Raw genomic sequence first — 24,167 nt, 5'->3', positions numbered from 1 at the left:
GGAGCATGGAGAAGCTGACGATCGATCAGGTGGCAAGCCTGGCGTGCGTGTCGCGCTCGGTCGTCTCGCGCGTGCTCAACAACCACCCGAACGTGAGCGAGGAGGCGCGGCGGCGCGTGCTGGAGGTGATCAAAAAGTACAACTACCGGCCCAGCTCGGTCGCGCGCAGCCTGGCCACCCGCCGCACCTACGAGATCTGCATCCTGACGCCACGCCGGGGCAACGAGGCACTGGCGAACGGCTTCTGGACGCTACTGCACCTGGGCATCTTCGAGCAGTGCGTCCAGCGTGGTTACTACGTGTCGCTTTCGATGCTCTCGGGCGACGCCGAAGAGGAACTGGAGGATCGGCTGCTGAACGAGCACAGTTTCGACGGCTTTGTGCTGCTCACCTCGGAGGTGGCCGAGCGCGTGATCGACACGTTGCGGGAGCGGGGGACGCCGGCCGTGCTGGTCGGGCACGATCCGGCCTACCCGGACGTCAGCTCGGTGGACGTGGACAACTTCGGCGGGGCCTACCGGGCCGTCCGGCACCTGTGCCGCCTGGGGCATCGGCGCGTAGCGGCCATCCTGGGGCATCCGGAGCTGCAGGAGACGCGCGACCGCCGCGCGGGCTACCTGCAGGCGCTGCAGGATGCCGGCGCCGAGGTCCAGGAAGCGCTCATCGAGATCGGCGACTACTCGCAGCGCTCGGGCTACGAAATCATGCGGCGCTGGCTGGAAAAAGGTCCGGACTTTTCGGCCGTCTTCTGCGCCAGCGACACGATGGCGATCGGGGCGCTGCTGGCCCTCTACGAAGCGGGCGTGCGCGTGCCCGACCAGATGGCCGTCGTGGGCTTCGACGATCTCCCCGTGTCGCAGTACACCTGTCCGCCGCTGACCACCGTTCATCAGCCGATTTACGAGAAGGGCCGGTGGGCCGCCAACATCCTCATCGACCAGATTGAAGGTCGCAAACGGCTGGCCGTGCATGCCAACCTGCAGGCCGAACTCATCGTGCGGCGCAGCTGTGGGGCGCAGGCATAGCGCTGCTGCTGGTGCTGGCGTCTGGCTGCCGGTCGGAGCGACCGGCGCCCGTGCCCGACGCGACCACGACGGCGCTGGTAGGGCAGTTGCAGCGGGCCTATCGGGCCGGCGAACGGGCGACGGCCCTGGCGCTGGCCGACAGTGTGGTTCTTCGGGCGCCGGCGTGGCCGGATGGCTACGTGTGGAAGGCCGTCGTGCTACGCGAGCTGGGGCAGCTCCGCGCGGCCGAAGCGGCCCTCCGCGAAGCGTTGCGGCTGCAACCGGACCATGTCGAAGCCCGCCTGTTGCTGGCGCGGGTGCTCCAGCAGCAGGGACAGCTCCGGGAAGCACTCGGCCAGTACCGGCAGGCGCTGCACCGGGCCACAGGCACCCTGCGGGCGGCCGCGTGGCTGCAGCTCGGCCACGCCTATCGCGAGCTGGGCCGGCTCGACAGCACGCTGGCCGAGGCCTGGGACGGGCTCCGGCAGGTGCACGAACTGGAAGGACGGCTTCCGGAAGCGCTGGCCGCCGCCCGAAAGGCGCAGCAGCAGGCGCCCGACAATCCCGACTACCGACTGGCGCTGGGGACGCTGCTGGTGCGAATGGGGCGCCCGGACGAAGCGGCCACCTGGCTGGAAGGCGTGCTGAAGGCGCGGCCCTGGCATGCCGTCGCCCACTACCACCCGGGGCGAGCGTTGCTGGCCCGGGGCGACACGGCCGCCGGGCGCTGCCATCTGGACCGGGCCGAACAGCTTCGTCGACTGGAGCCGCTGCTGACGCAGGCCGAAGTGGAAGTCGCCCGCCAGGCCGACGCCCTGGCGCTGCTCAAGCTGGCGCGGCGACTGCTGCAGGAAGGTTATGCCGAACAGACGCGCCAGGCCGTCGAAGCCGCCCGCGCCCTGCAACCCGAGAGCCCCGCACTGGAGCGCCTGCTCCGGGCCATGAACGAACTGGCCATCTCCTAAAGCAGCGTGCCGGTCAGGATAAACCGGGCTACTTCGAAATAAATGGTAATGCCGGAAACGTCCACCAGGGTGGCGACAAAGGGGGCCGAGGAGACGGCCGGGTCCAGTCCCAGCCGTCGCAAAAGAAAGGGCAGCATCGACCCGATCAGCGTGCCCCACAGCACCACGCCGATTAACGCCAGAAAGATCGTCAGGGCGATCAGGTACCAGTAAGGTCCATAATCAAAAATACCGGCCAGTTGCCAGACCGATACGCGTAGAAAACCAATGGCTCCCAGGATAGTCCCCAGCGCCAGCCCGGAAAGGATTTCCCGGCGCATGACCCGCCACCAGTCGCGCAGCGTGATCTCGCCGACGGCCATGGCGCGGATGATCAGCGTGGCGGCCTGAGAACCGCTGTTGCCACCGCTGGAGATGATCAGCGGCACGAACAGCGCCAGCACGACGGCCCGGGCGATTTCATGCTCGAAGCGGCCCATGGCCGTAGCTGTAAACATTTCACTCAGGAAAAGAAACACCAGCCAGCGGGCGCGTTTTTTGATGAGCGTGCCCAGCGAGGCCGAGATGTAGGGCTCTTCGAGCGCCTCCATACCACCGATTTTCTGGATGTCCTCGGTGGCTTCCTCCTCGGCCACGTCGAGCACGTCGTCGATCGTGACGATGCCCAGCAGCACGCCCTCCGTGTCGGTCACGGGCAGCGCCACGCGGTCGTAGTCGCGGAAGACCTGGACGGCCGTTTCCTGGTCGTCGGTGGCCTTGAGTGCCACGAAGCGGCCGTCCATCAACTCTTCGATCTTCGTATCCGGATCGGCCAGCAGCAGCTCACGGATGCGCAGGTCGTCGAGCAGCCGCCAGTTGTCGTCAACGACGTAGATGACGTTGAGCGTTTCGCTATCTTTGCCGTAGCGGCGGATGTGGTCGAGCGCCTGCTGGACGGTCCAGTGCGGGCGGACGGCCACGTACTCGGTGGTCATGAGCCGCCCGACGCTGTCCTCGGGGTAGCCCAGCAGCTTGATGGCCACCTCGCGTTCCTCGGGCGCGAGCATGTTCAGCAGCCGCTGGGCCACGGGACCGGGCAGCTCTTCGAGCAGGGCCGTGCGGTCGTCGTCGGAGAGTTCGTTCAGGAGCTGGGCCAGCCAGTCTTTTTCGCGGGCCAGCGCTTCGATCAGCTCTTCCTGCTTTTCGGTGCTCAGGTATTCGAAGACTTCGGTGGCCAGCTCGCGCGGAAGCAGGCGAAAGACGGCCACGTCGTCGGGCGAGGGAAGCTGATCGATCAGGCCGGCAATCTCCGGGGGCTCCCACTCGACGAGCACGTCGCGCAGCGCGCGCAGATTGCGCGTGCGGATGAGTTCCTGCACCTCGGGCTGAAGCAACTGGGCCAGCATACGCATCGGTTGTCAGGGGTGGTCGGCGTCGGTCCGCAAAGTACAGGGACCGATTGGAAGTTTCCAGAGCGATCCCGTAATGGACCTGCGAAAGCTTTTTTTCTATATCGACAGCTTCTATTTCATAGATAAAAATTATCGATTGGACATATCGATAGGGCAAAGATATATTGCGAACGGTTCGAAACCCGTAACCCAAACCTAGGGAGGTGTGCCATGATTCTCCGGATCGACAAGCTGCAGATCGAACTCCCCATGCCCAAGGAGGCCGATCCCGATGCGGCCGCCGTGGTGCAGGAACTGCTGGGTGGACGGTTCGGAGAAATGTCCACCCTGATGAACTACACCTTCCAGTCCTTCAACTTTCGCGGGAAGAAGGAGCTGAAACCGTTCTATGACCTGATCGCCAACATCGGCGCCGAAGAGTACGGCCACGTGGAGCTGGTGGCCGCCACGGTGAACGCGCTGCTCAACGGTGCCTCGCGCAAGGAAGACCCGAGCGAGACCCCGCTGGCTCCGGGACTCAAAGCGCGCAACACGCACCACTTCATCGTGACGGGACAGGGAGCCCTGGTCGCCAACTCCATGAACACGCCCTGGCAGGGAGACTACGTGTTCAACAGTGGCGACCTGGTGCTGGACCTGCTCCACAACTTCTTCCTGGAGTGCGGGGCGCGCCTGCACAAAATCCGGGTCTATGAGATGACCAGCAATCCGGTCGCCCGGGAGATGATCGGATACCTGCTGGTCCGGGGTGGGGTACACGCGACGGCTTATGCCAAGGCGCTGGAGATCCTGACCGGCGTCAACGTCACGAAGATGCTCCCCATTCCCAAGATCGAAAACAGCCGCTTCCCGGAAGCCCGGAAGTACGAGGAGGCCGGACAGCACCGCAAACTCTATCGCTTCAGCCTCGAAGACTACCGGGACATTGTCCGGATCTGGAAAGGTACCCATCCGCAGGACGGGCAGCCGCTGGAAGTGGTGGATGGTACTCCGCCGGGAGGACCGCAGCTGGATCTGGACGAAGCGCCGGAAGCCTCCATTCCGGGCTTTGCACCGGAGGAGCTGCACGAGATCGCGCAGCGGCTGCTGAAGGAACTGTAAGGCCCGTCTGGTGACAGGGACGGGGATGGCCGAAAGAGAGGGGGCGCCCACATGGGCGCCCCCTCTCTTTCAATCTAGCCAGGGGAAGCCAGGGGTGGTGGGGTGCCCGTTGGCGCGTACCGATTCGGCCGTCTCGCCGGTGCGGAACTGCTCCATGAGCGCTTGCAGGCGCTGCGTCAGGTGGGCCAGTTCCTCGGTCGTCTGTGCGATGGTGGCCACGTTACGGGCCGCTTCGGCCGCCAGCGACGAGATGGTCTCGACGTTGCGCGAGATCTCCTCGCTGGTGGTTGATTGCTCTTCGGTGGCGGCGGCAATCTGCGTGACCGTGTCGATGGCCTGCTGCACGCCTTCGACGATGCGGGCAAGCGCCTGTCCGGCCTGATCGGCCAGCCGGATGCTTTCCTCGACTTCGTGCGTGCCGCGCTCCATGGCGGCGACGGCCGCGCGCGTGTCGGCCTGGATCGTGGCGATCATGTCGGCGATCTGGCGTGTGGCCTGGGAGGTGCGTTCGGCCAGCTTGCGCACCTCGTCGGCCACCACGGCGAAGCCGCGGCCCTGCTCGCCCGCGCGGGCCGCTTCGATGGCGGCGTTCAGCGCCAGCAGGTTCGTCTGATCCGCAATCTCGTTGATGACCGAGACGATCTCGCCGATTTCTTCGCTGGAAGCGCCCAGCTTCTGGATCGTTTCGCTGGAGCCGCGCACCACGTCGGCCAGCTCGCGGATCTTGTGCACGGTCTGATCGACGATGTTGCGGCCTTCCTGCGCCAGTTGCCCGGCGTTTTCGGCCACCTCGGCGGTTTTGGAAGCGTGGCGGGCGCTTTCAATGATGGTGCGGGTCATTTCCTCAATAGCGGCAGCCACGTCGTGCGTCTGCGTCGACTGTTGCTGGGAGCCAGCAGCCAGCTCTTCGGTGGCGTTGCTGATCTGGGCCGAGAGCGCGGCGGTCTCGGAGGCGATCTCGCGGGCTTCCCGGATCATCTGTTCCACGCGATCCAGTGCCTGGTTGAAGCCGCAAAACAGCCGGCCCAGGTCGCCCTCCCGGTCTTCGGGCAGCCGCACGCGCAGATCGCCGTCCGCAAAGCGGTCCATGGCCTCCAGCATGGCCTCTACGCCGCTGCGCAGCGCGGAGCGCTCGGCCTCCAGCGCAGCCATGGCCTGCTCCAGCGCTTCCTGCTTCTGGGTCAGCAACGCTTCCTGCTCGCGCGACTGCTCCAGGAGCTGCTGATTGGAGGCGTTCATCTCCTCGATTTCGGCCTGCTGGTGGGCCATGCGTTTGACCTCGGCGATCGTGTTCGCGTAGTTCTTCAGCAGAAAGGCTACCATGAACACCACCCACCAGGCGTGTTCGACCACACGCCAGAGGTCGGAGGTCAGAATGCCAAAGACCGACTGGGGGTAGTAGATGCCCCGGAACAGGTGGTCGAGCGCAATGACCACGGTGGCGATGATGAACACCTTCCAGTCGCGATAGCCGGCCAGGATGCCCAGCGAGGCGAACACGTGAAAGTGCGTCTCGATGCGGCCGCCCGTCAGGTGAATGAGCAGGGCCGAGGTGAGCATCTGGCCGACGGCGATGGCATAGCGCGTGGAGGCGCGGCCCGGTCGCCGGAAGGCCAGAAAGGCCGGCACGAGCATGACCAGCGCGCCCAGAATGACGGCCGCGTACACGTGCAGGTGCACCTTGCCGGTGTCGCCGATCCACGTGCGCGGCGAGACGATCAGCGCCAGCGCAATCCCCGCCACGTACTGGGCGACCATCAACCAGCCGAAAAGCCGGTCGGTCTGCACGTAGGTCTGGTGCTGAAACTGCTGATAGACTTCTCGGGAGCGATCGTTCAGCTCGACGTCGCTTTGAAACAGGGCACGCCACATCGCGCTATTCCGGTTTGGTTGCTTCCTTTTCCTGAATCAGACAGCCCCAGACGGCCGTGTGGTCGGCGGTGCCGACGCCCTCGCGCACCAGGTGGAGCACCTGGTTGCGGCCGGGGTTGGGGCCTTCGTGACCGCGGCCGGCCGTGATGCCGCTGTAGAACACGCGGCGGCCGTCGGGACGAAACAGCACGACCTGTCCGGAGGCCAGCGCACCGAAGCGCTCGGCCAGCTTGCCGTCCGGGTCGCGATGCACCGTGGTGAACGGAATCGTCCGGGCGTAATGCCAGAGGTCGGTTTCGATCCAGGCGTCCGGCCGGTGGGCGGGCTGGTAGAAAAAGATGTGCGCCGTCAGGTTGTGGCGGGCCCGCGCCATGATGTAGGCCAGTTCGCGGAGGCTGGCCCGGCTGCAAGAGCAGCGCGGGTGCACGAACATGACGAGCGTCATGCGCGTCGCGTCGGGCCCGAAAGGCGCGTCGGCGGGCCAGACCTCCGGTACGTTACCCACCGGGGCCGGCCGGCTGCTGTAGTCGGTGACGATTACCCAGCCGGCCCCGATCAGGCCCAGCCAGGACAGGATGCGACGGAGTCCGGAAAGCAGACGCACGGCGCAGGGTCGGTTGGTTCCGGGCGCTTTCTGTATCGGCCGTGCGTCGTCGCGGACAAGTACGTACCCCTACGAATTTATCGGGGCGAGCGCGTCGATCGCGGCGTTCGGTTGCGGCAGGAGCGGCCGGATGCTTTCCTGCAGGACGGCCACGTAGGCGTCCAGCAGCGTGCGCTTCAGGTGGGCGCGGGCGTAGATCAGATAGATCGTGCGGTGGGGCGCCGGCTCGCGAAAGTGCCGCACGCGCTCGCGCGCTTCAGCCGGCAGGTAGTGCGTGGCCAGAAACGGCAGCAGCGTCACCCCGCCGAGCCGATCCACCAGCAGCCGGAGCGTTTCCAGATTGCCGCTCTCGAAGCGTAGCTGGGGGGCCGGACCCGCCTCCTCACGGCGACTGCACACCTGAAGCACCTGATCCCGGAAGCAGTGCCCTTCTCGAAGCAGCCAGAGTTCTTCGAGCCGGAGCTGGGACGGATCGAGCCGCGTTTCGGCCAGCAGGGGATGGTCGGCCCCCAGGTACGCCACAAAGGGCTCCCGGAACAGGGCGCGTCGCCGCAGGCCCGGACGGCCTTCTTCGGTGGCGATCAGTCCGGCGTCGAGCCGGTCGGTGGCCAGCGCCTCCAGGATCTGCTCGGTGGTCAGCTCTTCCACCTGAACCGTCAGCTCCGGATAACGCTCCTGCAACGGACGCGTCACCAGCGGGAGCAGATAGGGCGACAGCGTAGGAATCACCCCCAGCTTCAACTCGCCCCGGACGGCCTCCAGGTCTTCGTTCAGCAGTTCGTAAAGCCGCTCGCACTCGCGCAGGATCACGCGCGCCTGGGCCAGAATCCGTTCCCCGATGGGCGTGGGCAGAATCGGCTTGCGGCTCCGGTCGAAAAGCTGCACGCCCAGCTCTTCCTCCAGCTTCTGCAGCTGCATGCTCAGCGTCGGCTGGGATACGTGGCAGTGCTCGGCCGCCCGGCCAAAGTGCCGGTACGTATCGACGGCCACCGCATAGGCCAGTTGCGTCAGCGTCATAGCTCGATAGCTTATTTCTATGATCCGGTAGAAATTATTGATTGGACAAATAAAATGCCGACCCGTATACTGCAGGCCATTGTGTTTCACCAACAATTACGCAGCGTTTATGGAAGCTCGGAAAGCACCGCGTCTGACCACGGCCGACGGCCGGCCGATCGGCGACAACCAGAACGCGTTGACGGCGGGACCGCGGGGCCCGCTGCTCATCCAGGATGTGCAGCTGCTGGAGCAGATCCAGCACTTCAACCGGGAGCGCATCCCGGAGCGCGTCGTGCACGCCAAGGGAAGCGGCGCCTACGGCACCTTCACCGTCACGAACGACGTGACCCGCTACACGAAGGCGGCCTTCCTGTCGGAGGTGGGCAAGCAGACCGAGGTGTTTGTGCGCTTTTCGACGGTGGCGGGCGAGCGGGGCGCTGCCGATGCCGAACGGGACGTGCGGGGCTTCGCCGTGAAGTTCTACACCGAAGAAGGCAACTTCGACCTGGTCGGCAACAACACGCCGGTCTTCTTCGTGCGCGATCCCTACAAATTCCAGATGTTCATCCACTCGCAGAAGCGGCACCCGAAGACGAACCTTCGGGATCCCGACATGCAGTGGGACTTCTGGTCGCTCTGCCCCGAGTCGCTGCACCAGGTGACGATTCTTTTTTCCGATCGCGGGATTCCGGCCTCGTACCGCCATATGAACGGCTACGGCAGCCACACCTATTCGATGTACAACGATCGGGGCGAGCTTTTCTGGGTCAAGTTCCATTTCAAGACGCAGCAGGGCATCAAGTGCCTGACCGACGAAGAGGCCGCGCGCCTGATCGGTGAGGATCGGGAAACGCACCAGCGGGACCTCTACGAGGCGATCGAGCGGGGCGACTATCCGCGCTGGACGCTTTACATCCAGGTGATGACGCCGGAGCAGGCCGAGAACTTCCGCTGGAATCCGTTCGATCTGACGAAGGTCTGGCCGCACGCCGAGTTTCCGCTGATCGAGGTCGGCGTGCTGGAGCTGAATCGCAACCCGGAGAACTATTTCGCCGAAGTCGAGCAGGCGGCCTTCAAGCCCAGCGCGTTCGTGCCGGGCATCGGGCCCAGCCCCGACAAAATGCTCCAGGCCCGGCTGATGAGCTATGCCGATGCGCACCGTTACCGGCTGGGCGTCAACTATCAGCAGCTGAAGGTCAACCGGCCGCGCTGCCCGGTGCATCACTATCAGCGGGACGGTTTCATGGCGCAGATCGAGGGCTCGGGGCACCCGAACTACTTCCCGAACTCGATTCCCGGTGCGCCGCAGGACGATCCGATCTACAAGGAGCCGGCCTGGCACCTGGGCGAGGTGATCGTCGATCGGTACGACAGCCGGAAGGATCACGACGACTACACGCAGGCGGGCAATCTCTACCGCCTGTTCGACGAAGGCCAGAAGGATCGCCTGGCGCGGGCCATTGCCGCGAGCCTGGGCCAGGCGCGCCTGGAGGTGCAGAAACGCCAGCTCGGGCACTTCTACCGGGCCGACGTGGACTATGGCCGGCGGGTTGCCCGGGCGCTGGGCTTCGATCCGGCCACCATCGAAGCGGAACTGGGCATCGACGCTTCGGTCGCCGGCTGAGGGAGCGCCATCGCCTGCAAAGGCCCGGTCCGAAAGGATCGGGCCTTTTTTGTTGGGGACGGGACGCTCGGGTTTTCTTTGATGAATTTTTTTTGTACTTTCCATGGCCGAAAGCGAACCCTGCACGCACGATGCCCTGGATCTACGGACTGGCGCTGCTGCTGATGGCCGTCGGGCTGGCCATTGCCGTCTGGCTCATTCGCTACGCCAACCGGCAGGCCAACCGTGGAGGCCGGGGATTCCGGCGTCCGGGCGCCCATGGTCCGACGGGACCGCGCAAGGGCATGCGCCGCGCCCGGGCACGTCGGGATTTAAGCCGGGACCGCCGTCCGGTCCCGCCACGCCTCCAGTAGCCTTTGCTCCTCCGAATCGTAGTTCCACCGTTGGGGTGTCGGGGGAGTGCTGCTCTTTGATGCCATGCCACTTTTTGTCGGTGGGTTTGTCTCTCAGCCTGTCCGACTGGACGGGAAACCTCTGGTGCAACAGGCGTTTGCCTTCACAGGGCTTTTTTGTTTTTTTTTAGAAGAAGAAAGCGCTTCGGGAAGGGCCATGCGTGAACTACGGGATCTGCTGCAGGAGGCCGGGCGGCTGACGGCCGCTGGCACCCCGCACGTCGTCGCCACCGTCGTCCGTATCGGCGGCTCCACCTACCGGCGGCCGGGCGCCCGCATGATCGTGGAAGCGGACGGCACCAACCACGGCACGATCAGCGGCGGTTGTCTGGAAGGCGAGGTGACGCGCCGGGCCCTCCAGCTTCTGGAGGAAGGCGCCCCCGCCCGCCTGCTTCCGTTCGATCTGGCCGACGACGATCTGATCTATGGCTTCGGGACCGGATGCGACGGCGTGGCGCACGTGCTGCTGGAGCGCGTGCCGGCGCCGGGACGGCTCAGTCCGCTCGAACTGCTGGGCCGGTGCCTGCAGGAGCGGCGACAGGCGGTGCTGGCCACCGTGATCGAGACCACCGAGGCCTGGACGAACTGGCTCGGGCGGCACCTGCTGCTCCGGGCCGACGGAGGCGCCGAAGGCGATCTGCTGGAAGGACCTCCGGCCCGGTTGATCTACGAGGCGGCCCGCCAGATGCTCGAGCGCCTGCTGGCCGGACGCGAGGAGCGGGGCTGGGCCACCCACCGCGTCGCCGAAGGCCCGGCGCAGATGGACGTGCTGCTGGAGGCCGTGCAGCCACCCGTGCGCCTGCTCGTCTTCGGCGAGGGACACGACGTGTTTCCGGTGGTGCGCTTTGCGCGGGGGCTGGGCTGGGAAGTGGAGGTCATCGGCCGCCGTCCGCCGGAAGAGCTGGCCCGACGCTTTCCCGAAGCGGACACCTGTCGCTTCCTGATGCACCCGGAGCAGCTCACGCAGCATGTGCGGGTCGATCGCCGCACGGCCGCGCTGGTCATGAACCACACCTACCTGCGGGATCGGCAGATCCTGGGGACGCTGCTCTTTGAGACCGACATCCCGTACATCGGAATGCTGGGGCCGAAGGAGCGCACCGAACGGATGCTGAGCGAGCTGGCCCGCACGCACGGCGAGCGCCTGGAGGCCGAGCGCGCGCGCATTTACGGGCCCGTCGGGCTGGACATCGGCACGGAGACGGCCGAGGAGATCGCGCTCTCGGCGCTGGCCGAAATCCAGGCCGTGCTGCACGGACGTTCGGCGCGGCCGCTCCGGGAACGCGACGCGCCCATCCACGGCGAGCGCCCGCCGCTTCCGCGTCCGCTCAACGTGTCTTCGTGAGCGGACGCGGGATCGTCATGCCGCGGCAGGACTCTTGTCTTCCGAAGCCCCTACAACTGACGCCTCCTACCAGCGCGCCTGTCGTCAGGCACGGAGCGAAAGCGGAGTGCCGTCTCGGGTAATATGGGATCGCTGGTTTACTGGCGCATGAGGGTGCCACACCCCGTGTGGCGGACGTGATCCGGCGGGTATGATCGGGCGGACACAGGGGTCCGCCCCTACGGAAGGAAAACGTCAGGGATCTGTAGGGGCGCACCGCCGTGTGCGCCCGTGCTTTCTCACATGCACGATGATTTCCCGGAAATCGTATCAGGCACGGAGCGAAGCGGAGTGCCGTTCTCCAGGAGCCCTTCGTGGCGCACTGCAGGAGGAGATGGGCTCAGCGCGGTGTTTGCCCGGGCGTGCGTTCGGTGAGCGCTGCGAACGCTTCGGGCGTGTCAATGTCCTGCAGGATGTGATCGGTGGGCATGGGCACGCGCACGACGTGTTCGGGATGGCGCTGCACGAGGCCGCGGCAGCCGGTCAGCCGCTCCTCGGCCAGGATGGCCGTTCGGTAGCGGGCCGCGAACAGGACGGGGTTGCCGCGCCGTCCCTCGAATTCGGGCACGATGATGCAGGCCGGATCGCGGGCGTGGGCTTCCCGGAACGCGTCGAGGAGCCGGTCGTACTCCGCCGCTTCGATCAGGGGCAGGTCCGACAGGCAGATCATGTAGCCGAGCACGTCCGCCGGCGCCGCCGCCACGCCCGACTGGATCGAGGTGGTCATGCCCTCGGCATGGCGCGGGTTGTGAACGAACGTGACGGGCAGTTCGGCCAGCGCAGCGCGGACGGCCTCGGCCTCGTGTCCCAGCACCACAAGGACCGGATCGGCCCGGCTTGCCAGAATCGTGGTCACGACGTGGCGCACGAGGGGCTGGCCGCCGAAGGGCAACAGCAGCTTGTTGCGGCCGCCCATGCGCCGGGAAGCGCCGGCCGCCAGCACGATGGCCGCCACGCGTTCCGGTACCTTCATGGTTCGGCCACGGTGTCGGTGCGCAGATGATACCCCCGGGCTTCGAGCGCCTCGGCCAGCGCACTCAGCGTTACCCGGGCGGGGTCGTAGGCCACTTCGGCGTAGCCGAGCTCCACCGTGCGCACCACCACGCCGGGCAATGCTTTGAGCGTCTTTTCGACGGTGTGGAGGCAGTGCGCGCAGCTCATGCCCTCAATGTGCAGCGTGGTTTCGATCAGGCCTTCGGCCGGAGCCGGTTCGTCGGCGAGCGCCGGCACGGGATTCCGGTGCCGTTCCTGCACGATCTCGGCCAGGATGCTCAGGGCAATTTCCTCCGGGGTGCGGGCGCCGAGGTTCAGTCCGGCCGGGGCGCGCACGGTCGCCAGACGGTCGGCCGGCACACCGCGTTCGGCGAGCACTTCGCGCAGGCGGGCGGCCTTGCGGCGGCTGGCCACCAGCGCCACGTACGGAAAAGGATGGGCGAGGGCGGCTTCCAGCGCTTCTTCGTCGCCTTCGCCCTGGGTGGCCACGACGGCGAACGTCCAGGGCGTCAGCGGCAGGTTGTCGAGGGCGAACGACGGCACCAGAAAGTCGGCTTCCGGAAACAGCGCGGTGGAAGCTTCGGGGTCGGCGACCAGCACGCGATAGCCGAGGGCCCGGCCCAGGCGCACCAGAGCCTGAGCCACGGCCGAGCGGCCCAGCACCAGCAACTGCGGCGGGGGTAGCAGCGGCTCGATGTACACGTCGAGCGTGCCGCCGCTGTAGCAGGTCATCGAGTAGGCGACGATGCCCTCGACTTCGACTTCGGCCGCTTCAGGCGTGATGCGCACCAGACGGGGGCGGCCGTCGCGCATGGCCCGCAGGGCTTCGCGAATAACTACCGGGCGCGTGCAGCCGCCGCCCACCCAGCCGTGCAGCGTGCCGTCGGGCAGGATCAGCGCCTTGTCGCCGGGCTTGCCGGAGATCGGCGCTTCGTAGCGCACGACGATGGCCAGGGCGCAGGGTTCACCCCGTTCCGTCTGCTCGCGGGCACGTTCGAGAATCGGGTCAAACATGGCGCAGATGCTGCTCCAGGCGGAGCAGGCTGTCGAGGTTGTGGGCGGGATGAAACACGTCGAGGTAGGGCAGGGCCGCCTGCATGCCCCGGGCCAGCGGTGCGTAGCCGTCCATGCCCATGAGCGGGTTAAGCCAGATGATCCGGCGGCAACGGGCACGGATGGCCTGCAGTGCGTGGGCCAGCAGGGCCGGGTCGCCCGTATCGAGACCGTCGCTCAGGATGAGTACGAGCGTGCGGCGCGAGAGCAGCCGGCGGCCGTAATGCGCCACGAACGCCTCGAGGCAGGCGCCGATGCGGGTGCCGCTGGACCAGGGCGTGGGTGTTTCGGCCAGCTGACGCAGGCTGTCGGGCAGCGTCGGCTGGCGCAGCAGCTCGGTGATGCAGGTCAGCTCGGTGCTGAATACGAACGAATCGACGCGCCGGAAGTGTTGCTGGAGCGCGTGCAGGAAGCGCAGCAGGAAGTAGCTGTAGCGGTCCATGGAGCCGCTCACGTCGAGCAGCGCCACCAGGCGGGGACGATCCGGCTGGCGTCGGCGGTAGCGGAGCGTGACCAGCTCGCCGCCCCGGTCGAGGTTGCGGCGGATCGTGCGCCGCAGGTCGATGCGACGGCCGCGGCGGGCGGCTTTTTCCCGGCGTGAAAGACGCACGTGCAACCGGCGGAAGAGCTGTTCGGCCAGCGCTTCGAGCTGTTCCTGCTCGGGTGCCGGCACGCGGGCAAAGTCCACCTGGCGGAGCCGGTGGGCCGTGCTGGCGCCCGTGGTGGTCTTGCCGTCTTCTTCGGGCGGGGCCGCCGTCTGCTGCAGGGCCATGAGCAGCGGGGCGGCCCGTTCGGTGGCCGGGGGACGTTGACGCCGCTGGCGCGGGGCAGGCGGCGTGTCGCCGTCCGGCGAGCGGCCGAGCCAGTAGGTGTCGAACAGCACGTCGAAGCGCCGGCATTCGTCCGGCGAGATGCACAGCAGCGCACGCAGGGCCGTCCGGAAACGCTCGGGCGTGTGCAACAGCTCGCTCCGGGCTATGTGCAACGCGTCGAGCGTCTCGGCAACGCCGATCGTGAAGCCATGGCTTTTCAGGAAGGTGCAGAAGCCCCGCACCGCCCCGGTGAAGTTCGTGGAGGCCGAAAAGGTCGGCGGTATGGTGCCCGGCGCCCTCATGGCTCAGGCTTCGATTTGGGCCAGCAGCTCTTCCAGCACGTGGTTGCGCAGGCGTTCGAGGTCTTCGGCCGACTTGAGCAGGCAGCCCGCCGTGCGTGCCACCGTGGCCTCGTCGATCCGACGCACGCCCAGCGCCACGAGCGCCCGCGCCCAGTCGAGCGTCTCGGCGATGCCGGGGATCTTGTGCAGCCGCTCTCGGCGCAGCGCCTGCACGAAGCGCACCACCTGGCGGGCCAGCTCGGTCTCGATGTCCGGCAGCCGCTTCCGGATGATACGCAGCTCTTTCGCCTCGTCGGGGTAGTCGAGCCAGTAATACAGGCAGCGCCGCTTGAGCGCGTCGCTCAGCTCGCGCGTGCGGTTGGAGGTCAGCACCACGTACGGCACATGGCGGGCGCGGATCGTGCCCAGCTCGGGGATCGAGATCTGAAAGGCCGACAGCAGCTCCAGCAGGAAAGCCTCGAACTCCTCGTCGGCCCGGTCGATCTCGTCGATAAGCAGCACGGGCGCTTTCGCCTCGGCCTGAATGGCCTTCAGCAGCGGCCGCGCCAGCAGATAGGTTTCGCTGAACAGGTGCCGCTCGCGCTCTTCCAGCGGCACGTCGCTCCTTTCCCAGAGCTTGATGGCCAGCAGCTGGCGGGGATAGTTCCACTCGTAGACGGCCGAGTGGACGTCGAGCCCTTCGTAGCACTGCAGGCGGATCAGCTCCGTGTCGAGGTAGCCGGCCAGCGCGTAGGCGATTTCGGTTTTGCCCACGCCGGCGTCGCCCTCCACGAGCAGCGGCCGGCGCAGCGTCAGTACCAGGTACAGTACCGTGGCCAGCGCCTCGTCCACCACGTAGCCCTGCTGCTCCAGTCCTTCGATCAACCCCGCAATGCGGGCGGCGGCCTCCGTACTCATTCGCCTTCCTTCTTCCCGAAGAATCGTCCGGCAACCGATTTGATGCCTTCCTTGATCAGCGAGCCGGCGCTGAGCGCCTGATCTTCCGGCGCCTCGCCCGCCAGCAGCGACTCGAAGCATTCGGTAAACTGATCGAAAAGACGGCTCGAGACATCCTCGATCAGGCGCGAGCCGAATTGCGCCAGCATGCCGGTCACGGAGATTTCGATCTGATTGGTGATCTCGGTGGTGCCGTCGTCCAGCGCCCGGGCCTGGCCGCGCATGGTCATCGAGGCACTTCCCTTGCCACGTGCGTCCAGCCCTTTGCCCACGAGCTGGATCGTGTGCGTCTCGTGGTCGAGCGTCTCGATGGTGATTTCCCCTTTGTAGCTGGCGCTGACCGGTCCCACCTTCAGGCTGACGGTGCCCCGGTAGTGGCGTTCGTCGAGCTGTTCGGTGAGCTGGGCCCCGGGCACGCAGGGCACCACCTTGGCCGGATCGCTCAGGTAAGTCCAGACCTTTTCCAGCGGCTGGCGAACGGTAAAAGTTTTCTCGATGGTGGTTTTCATGGCGTTACATGTTTATGCACAGGCGTACTTCCGTGTAGGCCCGACAGGGTTCGTTTCCCGGCTCCGTCCGTTTTAGACGGGCGGCCCGCCTGAAAGTTCGCTTCAGACCACGCCTTTTTCGTGCAGGATTTTCCAGACTTTATAGGGCGTGATCGGGATGTCGATGTGCGTCACGCCATAGGGCGAGAGCGCATCGACGACGGCGTTGACGATGGCCGCGGGAGCGCCCACCGTGGCCGATTCGCCCACGCCTTTGGCGCCCAGCGGATGGTGCGGCGAGGGCGTGACGGTGCGGGCCGTCTCCCAGCGCGGCGTCTCGACGGCCGTGGGCAGCAGGTAGTCCATGAACGAGCCGGTCAGGATGTTGCCCTCTTCGTCGTAGACCAGCTCCTCCATCATGGCCGGCGCGAAGCCCATCGTGAGGCCGCCGTGGATCTGGCCTTCGACGATCATCGGATTGATCACATGGCCGCAGTCGTCCACGGCCACGAAGCGACGGATCTTCACCTGGCCGGTGCCTTTGTCGATGTCCACCACGCAGATGTACGAACCGAAGGGGAAGGTGAGGTTGGGCGGATCGTAGTAGTGGACGGCCTCCAGGCCGGCCTCCATGCCCGGCGGATGGTTCGTGTAGGCCGCAAAGGCGATCTCCTGAATGGTGACGGACTTGTCCGGCGCGCCTTTGACGCGGAAGACGCCCGGCTCCCATTCGAGGTCTTCTTCGCTGACTTCGAGCAGGTAGGCGGCGATTTTGCGGGCCTTTTCGCGCACCTTGCGGGCGGCCATGGCCGCGGCGGCACCGGCCGTCGGCGTGGAACGACTGGCATAGGTGCCCAGCCCGTAGGGCGCTGTGTCGGTGTCACCCTCTTCCACCTGCACGTGCGCGGCCGGAATGCCCAGCTCCTCGGCGATGATCTGGGCGTAGGTGGTCTCGTGACCCTGGCCCTGCGACTTCGTGCCAAAGCGGGCGATGGCCTTGCCCGTGGGATGGATGCGCAGCTCGCAGCTGTCGAACATCTTGATGCCGAGGATGTCGAAGTGCCGCGAGGGACCCGCGCCCACGATCTCCGTGAAGCTGCTGATGCCGATGCCCATCAACTCGCCCCGGGCGCGCCGCTCGGCCTGCTCGCGGCGCAGCTCCTCGTAGCCAATCAGGTCCATCGCCTTGCGCAGGGCGGCCGGGTAGTTGCCGCTGTCATACTCCCAGCCCAGCGCCGATTTGTAAGGAAATTGGTCCGGCTGGATGAAATTCTTGAAGCGCAGCTCGGCCGGATCCATGCCCAGCTTCTGGGCCAGCACGTCCACCATGCGTTCGATGGCGTGCACGGCCTCGGTCACGCGGAACGAGCAGCGGTAGGCCACGCCGCCGGGCGGCTTGTTCGTATAGACGGCGTCGACTTCGACGAAGGCGTGCTTGATGTCGTAGGAGCCGGTGCAGATCGAAAACAGCCCGGCCGGGAATTTCGACGGGTTGGCGGCCGCGTCGGTGTAGCCGTGGTCGGCCAGCGTCTTGATCCGCAGCGCCGTGATCTTGCCGTCTTTCGTGGCGGCCAGCTCGGCCGTGATGTGGTAATCGCGCGCAAACGAATCGGCCTGCAGGTTTTCGGACCGATCTTCGATCCACTTGACCGGCTTGCCCAGCAGCACCGAGGCGGCAATGGCGATGACGTAGCCCGGATAGATGGGCACCTTGCCCCCGAAGCCGCCGCCGATGTCCGGCGAGATGACCCGGATCTTCTCCTCCGACAGACCCACGTGGCCGGCCACGAGCGCCAGGGCCGTCCGCACCACGTGCGGCGCCTGCGTGGTCATGTAGACGGTCAGCTTTCCCTCGACGGGGTTGTAGTCGGCGATGCAGCCGCACGTCTCGATGGAGGCCACGTGGATGCGCGGAATGTAAATCTGCTGCTTGACGACCACGTCGGCCTCCTGAAAGGCGCGCTCGGTGGCCTCGCGATCGCCGACCTCCCAGTGCCAGATGTGGTTGTCCGTCTTGCCCTTGTCGGTGCGGAGCACCGGCGCGTCGGGCTCCAGCGCCCGGAACGGATCGACGACCGGCTCCAGCGGCTCGTACTCGACTTCAATGGCCTCGACGGCGTCGGCCGCGATGTAGCGATCCGTGGCGATCACGGCCGCCACCTCCTGCGCCTGGTACATGACGCGATCGGTGGGCAGGACCATCTGGGTGTCGCCCATCAGCGTGGGCATCCAGTGCAGGTTGTATTTCTCCAGGTCCCTGCCCGTGATGACGGCCACGACGCCGTCCATGGCCAGGGCCCGTTCGGCGTTGATGCTTTTGATGCGGGCATGGGCAAAGGGGCTCCGGACGATGTCCATGTAGAGCATGCCGGGCAGCTTGATGTCGTCCACGTAGCGCCCTTTGCCAAACAGAAAGCGGGCATCTTCCTTGCGCTTCATGCGATGCCCCATGCCGCAGATCGTCGGGGGCGTCCGGACTTCGGTTTCCATGATTTTTCCGTGGCTTGCGTGGTTGGCGGAAGCTTCAAGAGCCGGCCGCTGCCTGCTCGCGTTCGCGCAGCTTGCGGGCGGCGTACTGGATGGCCTTCACGATGTTGACGTAGCCGGTGCAGCGACACAGGTTGCCCGAGATGCCCCAGCGGATCTCGTCCTCCGTGGGATCGGGATTTTTCGCCAGCAGCTCGGCAGCCCGCATGATCATGCCGGGCGTGCAGTAGCCGCACTGCAGTCCGTGCTCCACGTGAAAGCCTTCCTGCAACGGGTGCATTTTGCCGTTTTCGGCCATGCCTTCGATCGTCTTGATCGTGGCCCCGTCGGCCTGTACGGTGAGCACGGTGCAGGACTTGACGGCCCGGCCGTTCATCAGCACGGTGCAGGCGCCGCAGTGCGTCGTGTCGCAGCCGATGTGCGTGCCGGTCAGGTTCAGATGCTCCCGCAGAAAGTGCACGAGCAGCAGGCGGGGCTCGACTTCGGCCGTGTGTGTTTCCCCGTTGACCGTAAGGGTTACCGTTACTGTTTGCTTTGCCATGGCTTATTGACCTCCCTGGGCTCGCTCAAGGGCTCGACGAAAAGCGCGACGGGTGAGCTCCCGCACCATCGCGCGTTTGTATTCGGCCGAACCGCGCAGGTCCGACCGCGGGTCGCAGTCTTCCGAAGCCATCCGGGCCGCTTCGTCGATGCGTTCCGGCGTGGGACGCTGGCCCTGCAGATGAGCGCACGACCGGGCGGCAAACAGCGGCACGTGGGCGACGTTCGTCAGGCCGATGCCCACGTAGCTGAGCGTGCCGTCCTCGGCCAGCGAGAGCTGCACGGCCACGGCGGCTGTCGCATAGTCGCCCACCTTGCGTTCCAGTTTTTCGTAGGCGCCGCCGCTGCGCGGAGGTGGCGTCGGGATGCGGATGGCCGTGAGGATTTCTTCCGGCTCCAGCGCCGTCGTGTAGAAGTCCAGGAAAAACTCCCGCGCCGGGATGACGCGCTCGCCGCGCGGCCCGACCACCACGAATTGCGCGTCGTAGGCCATCATGGTGGCCGGGTGGTCGTTGCCCGGGTCGCCGTGGGCCAGGTTGCCCCCGACGGTGCCCATGTTGCGGACCTGGGGATCGGCGATCCAGCGCGTCGTTTCGTGGAGCAGCGGGTATTTCTCCCGGATGAGCGGGTGTTCTTCGAGTTCGACCTCGCGCACCATGGCCCCGATGTGCAGGTAGCCGTTCTCCTCGCGGATGTCGGCCAGGCCGGGCACGCGTCGCAGGTCGATGAGCACTTCGGGCTCCAGCAGGCGGAGCTTCATCATGGGCAGCAGACTGTGGCCGCCGGCCAGGATCTTGGCCATCGGACCGTGCTGCTGCAGCAACGCAAGCGCTTCCTCCAGACTGGCGGGCGCCGCGTACGTGAAGGGTGGGGGAATCATGACATCTCCCAGCTGATGAACACAGATGTTGAAGCTTCCTTCAAGGAATCAAAAATAATAGGTTGAGTCTTGCTGTTGGGTTGTCACTCTTTATGGTGTTGATTATAATGGGGCAGGAGGTGAACTATGGCGAGAAGACCATCCCCGAACAATCCCCCCTGTCCCCATTGTGGCCACAAGCACACGGTGCGTAACGGCCGCAAAGACGGGCGCCAGCGCTGGGTGTGTCGCGGCTGCGGGCGTTCCTTCGGCCCCACCTTCGGCACGCCCTTGTACCGCCTGCGCACCCCACCGGCCGAAGTGGCCCGTGCCCTGCTCCTCGTCATGCGGCGAGGGAGTTTGAGCGCCGCCGAGGAGATCACCGGCCACAAGTACGAGACGATCGGCCGCTGGCTGCGGCGGGCGGCCGACCATGCGGAGGCCATCACCCAGGCCCTGGTGCGCGAGCTCCAACTGAGCCAGCTGGAAGTGGACGCCTTCTGGTCATTTGTTAAAAAAAGCGGGGCGCGCTTAGAAGCAGGACAGGCACGCCGGACGGGGTGGGCCCGCGCTGGGGATGCATAAGCCAGGAGCGGGCCAGCCGCTTTGTGGTGGCCTGGGCCTTTGGGCCGACCGAGGATGCACTGGCGCCGGAAGTGGTCCGTCTGAGCCGTGAGCGCACTCGGGGGCAGGCCGGTGTGTGTTGGGTCAGTGATGGCCGGAAGGCCTACGAAAAGGCCGTCCGGCGGGTGTATCGTGACCCGCAACGGAGCGGCAAGCGGGGGCGTCCGCCCCTGGTGCTGCGGCAGGATGTGCGCTTGACGCAAGCGGTCAAGCAACGGGTGGGTGGGCGCGTCGTTGGGGTGGAAGTGCGCCCGGTCGTGGGGGAGCCGGTCGCCTGTCCCTACTGTGTGCACGTGGAACGCCTCAACGGGGTGTTGCGAGATCGGCTCAACGCCTTGACGCGCAAAACCCATGCTTTTGCGAAGCAGCCGACGACTTGGGATGCGCTGGTGCGGCTCTGTTTGTTCGAGCACAACTGGATGCGTCCGCATCGGGCGTTGCGAGAGCGCGTTGGAGGCTTGCCGGGCGGGCGGCGCTATCGACCCCGCACGCCAGCTATGGCGATTGGCCTGGCTGAGCATGTTTGGAGTTGGGAAGAATTCCTGAGTTTCAGACATTATCAATACAAGAGGGAGTGACTACCTGCTGTTGCAACAGATGATGAAAAGGTGAACCGGTTAGAATTGTAACGATCTTGTAACGCGGTTGTAATGACCTGTCAGAAAAAGTGGCCGGGTGCTTTGCAGCAACAAAAGCTTTGCGGCAACAAAAAAAGCCCGTGCCGGAGCACGGGCAAACGCAGGAGGGCGCCATGAACCGAACGTGGGCGGTAGTGGACTCGAACCACTGACCTCCTGCTTGTAAGGCAGGCGCTCTAACCAGCTGAGCTAACCGCCCGCGTGTCCACGAAAAAAAGCGATTGCCGCGCCCGGCATTCGGGGGGCAATCGCCACCTTTGCGTGGGAGCGGAAGACGGGACTCGAACCCGCGACCCTCAGCTTGGGAAGCTGATGCTCTACCAACTGAGCTACTTCCGCTCGTTCGTCACCGGCCCTTTCCGGGCACGGGCAACATTAAGTTTACTGCAGGTTTTCGGTGAATGTCAAGAGGACCCGTGCCGCGCGTTGCCGGTGCATTGTAAATTCCAGGTCCTTCTATCGCCTGATCCCGTCCGCAGGTTCCAGGCAACCTGACCGCCGGGCGGGCGTTTCAGCAGCCGTTTTCGAGCGAAAAAGGCTTTCCGAAATAGACCCGAACACGCCATGCCCAAGCGTACGTATCAGCCGAGCCGTCGCAAGCGTCTGAACACGCACGGCTTCCGGGCCCGGATGAAAACGAAGGACGGCCGCAAGATTCTGGCCCGCCGCCGCAAAAAAGGCCGCAAGAGCCTGACCGTCAGCGACCGGATGTCGGGCAAGTGAACCCGTCTTCAGGGTGACGACGTCGCAGGAGCAGGCACCATCCGGGGGTGGTCCGCGGGGCACAAACCGGTTGCCGCGCGCCTTTCGGTTGCGGCGTCAGCGCCTGATTCGTCCGTTATTCGACCGCTCGCGGACCGACGTCGGCACCATCGCCAGGGGGTGCGTGCGGCTGCTCTATCGCGTGGTGCCGCGCAGCGAAGTGGGCGCCGACGTGCCGGTGCAGGTGGGCTTTTCGGCCGGACGCCAGGCTCGGCGCGCCGTGGTGCGCAACCGCATTCGCCGCCTGCTCCGCGAAACCTACCGCCTGCATCAGCATCCCCTGGTGGAACTGTTCCGGAATCGGCCCGACACGCTCACGCTGATGATCCTTTACCGGGCCGATCCGGCCGTCGCCCGCGAGTGCATTCGCCGTGACCTGCCCGAGGCGCTCCGGCGTCTGACGGAACAGCTTAAAAACACGCTACTTGAAGCCTGAGCGGAGACGGAACAGCGGGTCATCCGCTCCGTATCCTGCTCCGTTTGAATTGCCGAGCCAGAAGAAGGCCCTGCCGTGGACCGCAACGTTGTCATCGCCACGATTCTGACCGCGCTGATCATGTTCGTCTGGCTGTGGTGGCTGGCCCCACCGCCGCCACCGCTGACGACGGCCGCGCGCGACTCGCTCCAGCAGGAAGACACCGCCGCGCAGGAAACGCCCGTTCCCGAAGAGACCCCGGCCAGCCCCGGGGCGCCACTGCTGGCCGGTCCCCTGAGCGACACGCTGCTGGCCGCCGCCCGCAACGGCCGGGCCCGCACCATCACGATCGAAACCGATCTCTACGAGGCGCGGCTTTCCACGAAAGGGGCCACGCTGGTCTCGCTGAAGCTCAAGAAATACAAACAGTACGACTTCGAGACGCCCGTCCAGCTCGTCGATACCACCAAACCGGGCGCGCTGAGTCTGGTCTTCACCACACCGACCAACCACCTGGTCGACACGCGCGCGCTGTACTTCCGGACGGCCACGACGGCCGACACGATCCGCGTGGCCGACGAGCCGGTCGAGGTGGCCTTCGAGGTGCCCGTCGGCGACGGCCGCATTCGCCAGGTTTACACGTTCCTTCCAGGCGACTACGAGGTCCGGCTTCGCGTTGAGCAGGAGGGCGCGGCCACCTTCAGCACCATCGAAGGCTACGAGCTGGTCTGGAACGGTGGCGTGCCGTTCGCCGAGCGCGACCGTGACGACGAGGCCCGGCACAGCGGCGCCTTTGCCCGCAGCGGCGGCGAGCTGGAAAAGATCACGCTCGACCGGCACCGCACCGAGGAAAAGCGCCTGGCTGGACAGGTCGACTGGGTGGCCGTCAAGAACAAGTTCTTCACGGCCGTAATGATTCCCTCCGGCGAGACCCGGGGGGCCGAACTGGTCGGCGAACGGCTGGGCGAACCCGAAGATCCTTCGTACTGGGAGGACTATGCCGCCCGGCTCCTGATGCCCCGGCCCGAAGACGGGCAGGTGGATGAATTCCGGCTCTATCTGGGTCCCATGGAATACTTCCGCCTGGCCCGCTACGACCTGGGGCTCTACGACATGGTCGATTACGGCTGGGACGCCTTCGAGTGGATGACCCGGCCGCTGGCCAAGTTCGTCTTCATTCCGCTCTTCACGCTGCTGGGGCGCCTGCTGGGCAACTACGGGCTGGCCATCATCGTCTTCGCGCTGCTGGTCAAGATCGCGCTCTATCCGCTCACGCGGGCTTCGTTCCGCAACATGGCAAAGATGCGGGAGCTGCAGCCCGAGCTGGAGGCCATCCGCGAAAAGTACGCGGACAATCCCCAGAAGCAGCAGGAGGCCATGATGAAGCTCTATCGGGAGAAGAAAATCAATCCGCTGGGCGGATGCCTCCCGATGCTGCTGCAGTGGCCCGTGCTGATCGCGCTCTGGCAGTACTTCCAGCAGTCGCTCATCGTGCGCCAGCAGGCCTTCCTCTGGGCGAAGGACCTTTCGGCACCGGATCCCATCCTGCACCTTCCGTTCAAGATTCCGCTCTACGGCGACTTCGTGGCGGGCTTCACGCTGCTGATGGGCCTTTCCATGATCATCCAGATGCGCATTCAGTCCGCTTCGACGCCCTCGAACCCGCAGACGAAGATCCTGACCTACGTCTTCCCGGTCTTCATCTTCGCGATTTTCAACCGGCTGTCTTCGGCGCTCAACCTCTACTACCTCTGCTACAACATCTTCTCGGCGATTCAGCAGTTCTGGATCAATCGTTCGCTGGAGAGAGAAAAAGCGAAGGCGGCGGTGGACGGGCAGGGAGATCGCCGGGCCGCGCAGAAGGCGGCGCGTAAGGCGGCCGAAGCCCGGCGCAAGAAGAAAGCCCGAACCCGTCGATAACG

23 protein-coding genes and 2 tRNA genes are annotated in these 24,167 nt (G+C 65.8%); 11 read left to right on the top strand and 14 right to left on the bottom strand.

The genetic code is table 11. The features are described 5' to 3' along the window. The first annotated feature begins 5 nt into the window (after window positions 1-5). The gene (locus GYH26_RS14915) at window positions 6-1,025 is read left to right on the top strand and encodes a LacI family DNA-binding transcriptional regulator (protein ID WP_014068226.1); all 1,020 of its coding nucleotides are present in this window, start codon (window positions 6-8) and stop codon (window positions 1,023-1,025) included. Window positions 1,026-1,075: 50 nt separating this feature from the next. Further along, the gene (locus tag GYH26_RS14910; protein WP_161542320.1) at window positions 1,076-1,969 is read left to right on the top strand and encodes a tetratricopeptide repeat protein; all 894 of its coding nucleotides are present in this window, start codon (window positions 1,076-1,078) and stop codon (window positions 1,967-1,969) included. On the opposite strand, the gene mgtE is transcribed toward GYH26_RS14910, so the two are convergent. After that, window positions 1,966-3,354 (bottom strand): magnesium transporter, encoded by a 1,389-nt coding sequence (gene mgtE, locus GYH26_RS14905; RefSeq protein ID WP_161542433.1) that lies wholly within the window; start codon window positions 3,352-3,354, stop codon window positions 1,966-1,968. The genes GYH26_RS14910 and mgtE overlap by 4 nt on opposite strands. A gap of 216 nt (window positions 3,355-3,570) precedes the next feature. Between mgtE and GYH26_RS14900 the strand changes: the two genes are divergently transcribed. Further along, window positions 3,571-4,461, top strand: coding sequence for a manganese catalase family protein (locus GYH26_RS14900; protein ID WP_014068221.1), 891 nt, complete (start codon window positions 3,571-3,573; stop codon window positions 4,459-4,461). Window positions 4,462-4,530: 69 nt separating this feature from the next. Here the strand turns inward: GYH26_RS14900 and GYH26_RS14895 are convergent, their stop codons facing one another. The 3 genes from GYH26_RS14895 to GYH26_RS14885 form a co-directional block, all read right to left on the bottom strand. Beyond that, a complete protein-coding gene (locus GYH26_RS14895; RefSeq protein ID WP_161542319.1) occupies window positions 4,531-6,333 on the bottom strand; it encodes a methyl-accepting chemotaxis protein in 1,803 nt (600 codons plus the stop codon). A gap of 4 nt (window positions 6,334-6,337) precedes the next feature. Beyond that, the gene (locus GYH26_RS14890) at window positions 6,338-6,937 is read right to left on the bottom strand and encodes a hypothetical protein (RefSeq protein WP_014068219.1); all 600 of its coding nucleotides are present in this window, start codon (window positions 6,935-6,937) and stop codon (window positions 6,338-6,340) included. A 69-nt stretch (window positions 6,938-7,006) separates the two neighbouring features. Beyond that, window positions 7,007-7,954: a LysR substrate-binding domain-containing protein gene (locus GYH26_RS14885; protein WP_161542318.1), complete on the bottom strand. Its 948-nt coding sequence runs from the start codon at window positions 7,952-7,954 to the stop codon at window positions 7,007-7,009. Window positions 7,955-8,063: 109 nt separating this feature from the next. On the opposite strand from GYH26_RS14885, the gene GYH26_RS14880 reads away from it, so the two are divergent. The 3 genes from GYH26_RS14880 (at window position 8,064) to GYH26_RS14870 (ending at window position 11,297) form a co-directional block, all read left to right on the top strand. Then, the gene (locus GYH26_RS14880; RefSeq protein ID WP_161542317.1) at window positions 8,064-9,560 is read left to right on the top strand and encodes a catalase; all 1,497 of its coding nucleotides are present in this window, start codon (window positions 8,064-8,066) and stop codon (window positions 9,558-9,560) included. A gap of 131 nt (window positions 9,561-9,691) precedes the next feature. Continuing rightward, the gene (locus GYH26_RS14875) at window positions 9,692-9,913 is read left to right on the top strand and encodes a hypothetical protein (protein WP_161542316.1); all 222 of its coding nucleotides are present in this window, start codon (window positions 9,692-9,694) and stop codon (window positions 9,911-9,913) included. Between the two features lie 196 nt (window positions 9,914-10,109). Further along, entirely contained in the window at window positions 10,110-11,297 is a 1,188-nt protein-coding gene (locus GYH26_RS14870) for an XdhC family protein (protein ID WP_161542315.1), read from the top strand. A 379-nt stretch (window positions 11,298-11,676) separates the two neighbouring features. Here the strand turns inward: GYH26_RS14870 and GYH26_RS14865 are convergent, their stop codons facing one another. From GYH26_RS14865 to GYH26_RS14830, 8 genes are all read right to left on the bottom strand, one after another. Continuing rightward, complete coding sequence (locus tag GYH26_RS14865; protein WP_161542314.1) at window positions 11,677-12,309, bottom strand: nucleotidyltransferase family protein; 633 nt, start codon at window positions 12,307-12,309, stop codon at window positions 11,677-11,679. Continuing rightward, window positions 12,306-13,343, bottom strand: coding sequence for an XdhC family protein (locus tag GYH26_RS14860; RefSeq protein ID WP_161542313.1), 1,038 nt, complete (start codon window positions 13,341-13,343; stop codon window positions 12,306-12,308). Before GYH26_RS14860 ends, GYH26_RS14865 begins: the two co-directional genes overlap by 4 nt. Then, window positions 13,336-14,496 (bottom strand): vWA domain-containing protein, encoded by a 1,161-nt coding sequence (locus tag GYH26_RS14855; RefSeq protein WP_161542312.1) that lies wholly within the window; start codon window positions 14,494-14,496, stop codon window positions 13,336-13,338. The genes GYH26_RS14860 and GYH26_RS14855 overlap by 8 nt, the downstream gene beginning before the upstream one ends. 3 nt (window positions 14,497-14,499) lie before the next feature. Beyond that, a complete protein-coding gene (locus GYH26_RS14850) occupies window positions 14,500-15,393 on the bottom strand; it encodes an AAA family ATPase (RefSeq protein WP_161542311.1) in 894 nt (297 codons plus the stop codon). Continuing rightward, a complete protein-coding gene (locus tag GYH26_RS14845; RefSeq protein ID WP_161542310.1) occupies window positions 15,390-15,941 on the bottom strand; it encodes an SRPBCC family protein in 552 nt (183 codons plus the stop codon). The genes GYH26_RS14850 and GYH26_RS14845 overlap by 4 nt, the downstream gene beginning before the upstream one ends. 102 nt (window positions 15,942-16,043) lie before the next feature. Next, window positions 16,044-18,410 carry an aerobic carbon-monoxide dehydrogenase large subunit gene (locus tag GYH26_RS14840; protein ID WP_161542309.1) on the bottom strand — a complete coding sequence of 789 codons (2,367 nt, stop codon included), beginning with the start codon at window positions 18,408-18,410 and terminating at the stop codon, window positions 16,044-16,046. A 34-nt stretch (window positions 18,411-18,444) separates the two neighbouring features. Then, complete coding sequence (locus tag GYH26_RS14835) at window positions 18,445-18,948, bottom strand: (2Fe-2S)-binding protein (RefSeq protein ID WP_054685088.1); 504 nt, start codon at window positions 18,946-18,948, stop codon at window positions 18,445-18,447. Between the two features lie 3 nt (window positions 18,949-18,951). After that, entirely contained in the window at window positions 18,952-19,827 is an 876-nt protein-coding gene (locus GYH26_RS14830; protein ID WP_161542308.1) for an FAD binding domain-containing protein, read from the bottom strand. Window positions 19,828-19,953: 126 nt separating this feature from the next. Here GYH26_RS14830 and GYH26_RS15710 point away from each other — a divergent pair, with 126 nt between their 5' ends. After that, a complete protein-coding gene (locus GYH26_RS15710; protein WP_161540667.1) occupies window positions 19,954-20,391 on the top strand; it encodes an IS1 family transposase in 438 nt (145 codons plus the stop codon). Between the two features lie 26 nt (window positions 20,392-20,417). After that, on the top strand, window positions 20,418-21,008 hold the full coding sequence (locus GYH26_RS14820; protein ID WP_206751733.1) for a hypothetical protein: 591 nt from the start codon (window positions 20,418-20,420) through the stop codon (window positions 21,006-21,008). 185 nt (window positions 21,009-21,193) lie between these two features. On the opposite strand, the gene GYH26_RS14815 is transcribed toward GYH26_RS14820, so the two are convergent. Both GYH26_RS14815 and GYH26_RS14810 read right to left on the bottom strand, forming a co-directional pair. Beyond that, window positions 21,194-21,267, bottom strand: a tRNA-Val gene (locus GYH26_RS14815). Between the two features lie 67 nt (window positions 21,268-21,334). Continuing rightward, window positions 21,335-21,407 (bottom strand) — tRNA-Gly (locus tag GYH26_RS14810). A gap of 225 nt (window positions 21,408-21,632) precedes the next feature. Between GYH26_RS14810 and rpmH the strand changes: the two genes are divergently transcribed. From rpmH to yidC, 3 genes are all read left to right on the top strand, one after another. Continuing rightward, window positions 21,633-21,791: a 50S ribosomal protein L34 gene (gene rpmH / locus GYH26_RS14805; RefSeq protein ID WP_012845243.1), complete on the top strand. Its 159-nt coding sequence runs from the start codon at window positions 21,633-21,635 to the stop codon at window positions 21,789-21,791. Window positions 21,792-21,804: 13 nt separating this feature from the next. Continuing rightward, window positions 21,805-22,266, top strand: coding sequence for a ribonuclease P protein component (locus GYH26_RS14800; protein WP_014068207.1), 462 nt, complete (start codon window positions 21,805-21,807; stop codon window positions 22,264-22,266). Window positions 22,267-22,341: 75 nt separating this feature from the next. Next, window positions 22,342-24,165 carry a membrane protein insertase YidC gene (yidC, locus tag GYH26_RS14795; protein ID WP_161542307.1) on the top strand — a complete coding sequence of 608 codons (1,824 nt, stop codon included), beginning with the start codon at window positions 22,342-22,344 and terminating at the stop codon, window positions 24,163-24,165. The last annotated feature ends 2 nt before the right edge of the window (window positions 24,166-24,167 follow it).

Source organism: Rhodothermus marinus (genome assembly GCF_009936275.1).
GTDB lineage: Bacteria > Bacteroidota > Rhodothermia > Rhodothermales > Rhodothermaceae > Rhodothermus > Rhodothermus marinus_A.
Note: the sequence above shows the minus strand (reverse complement) of the source record. Positions and strands in the feature narration are given on the sequence as shown.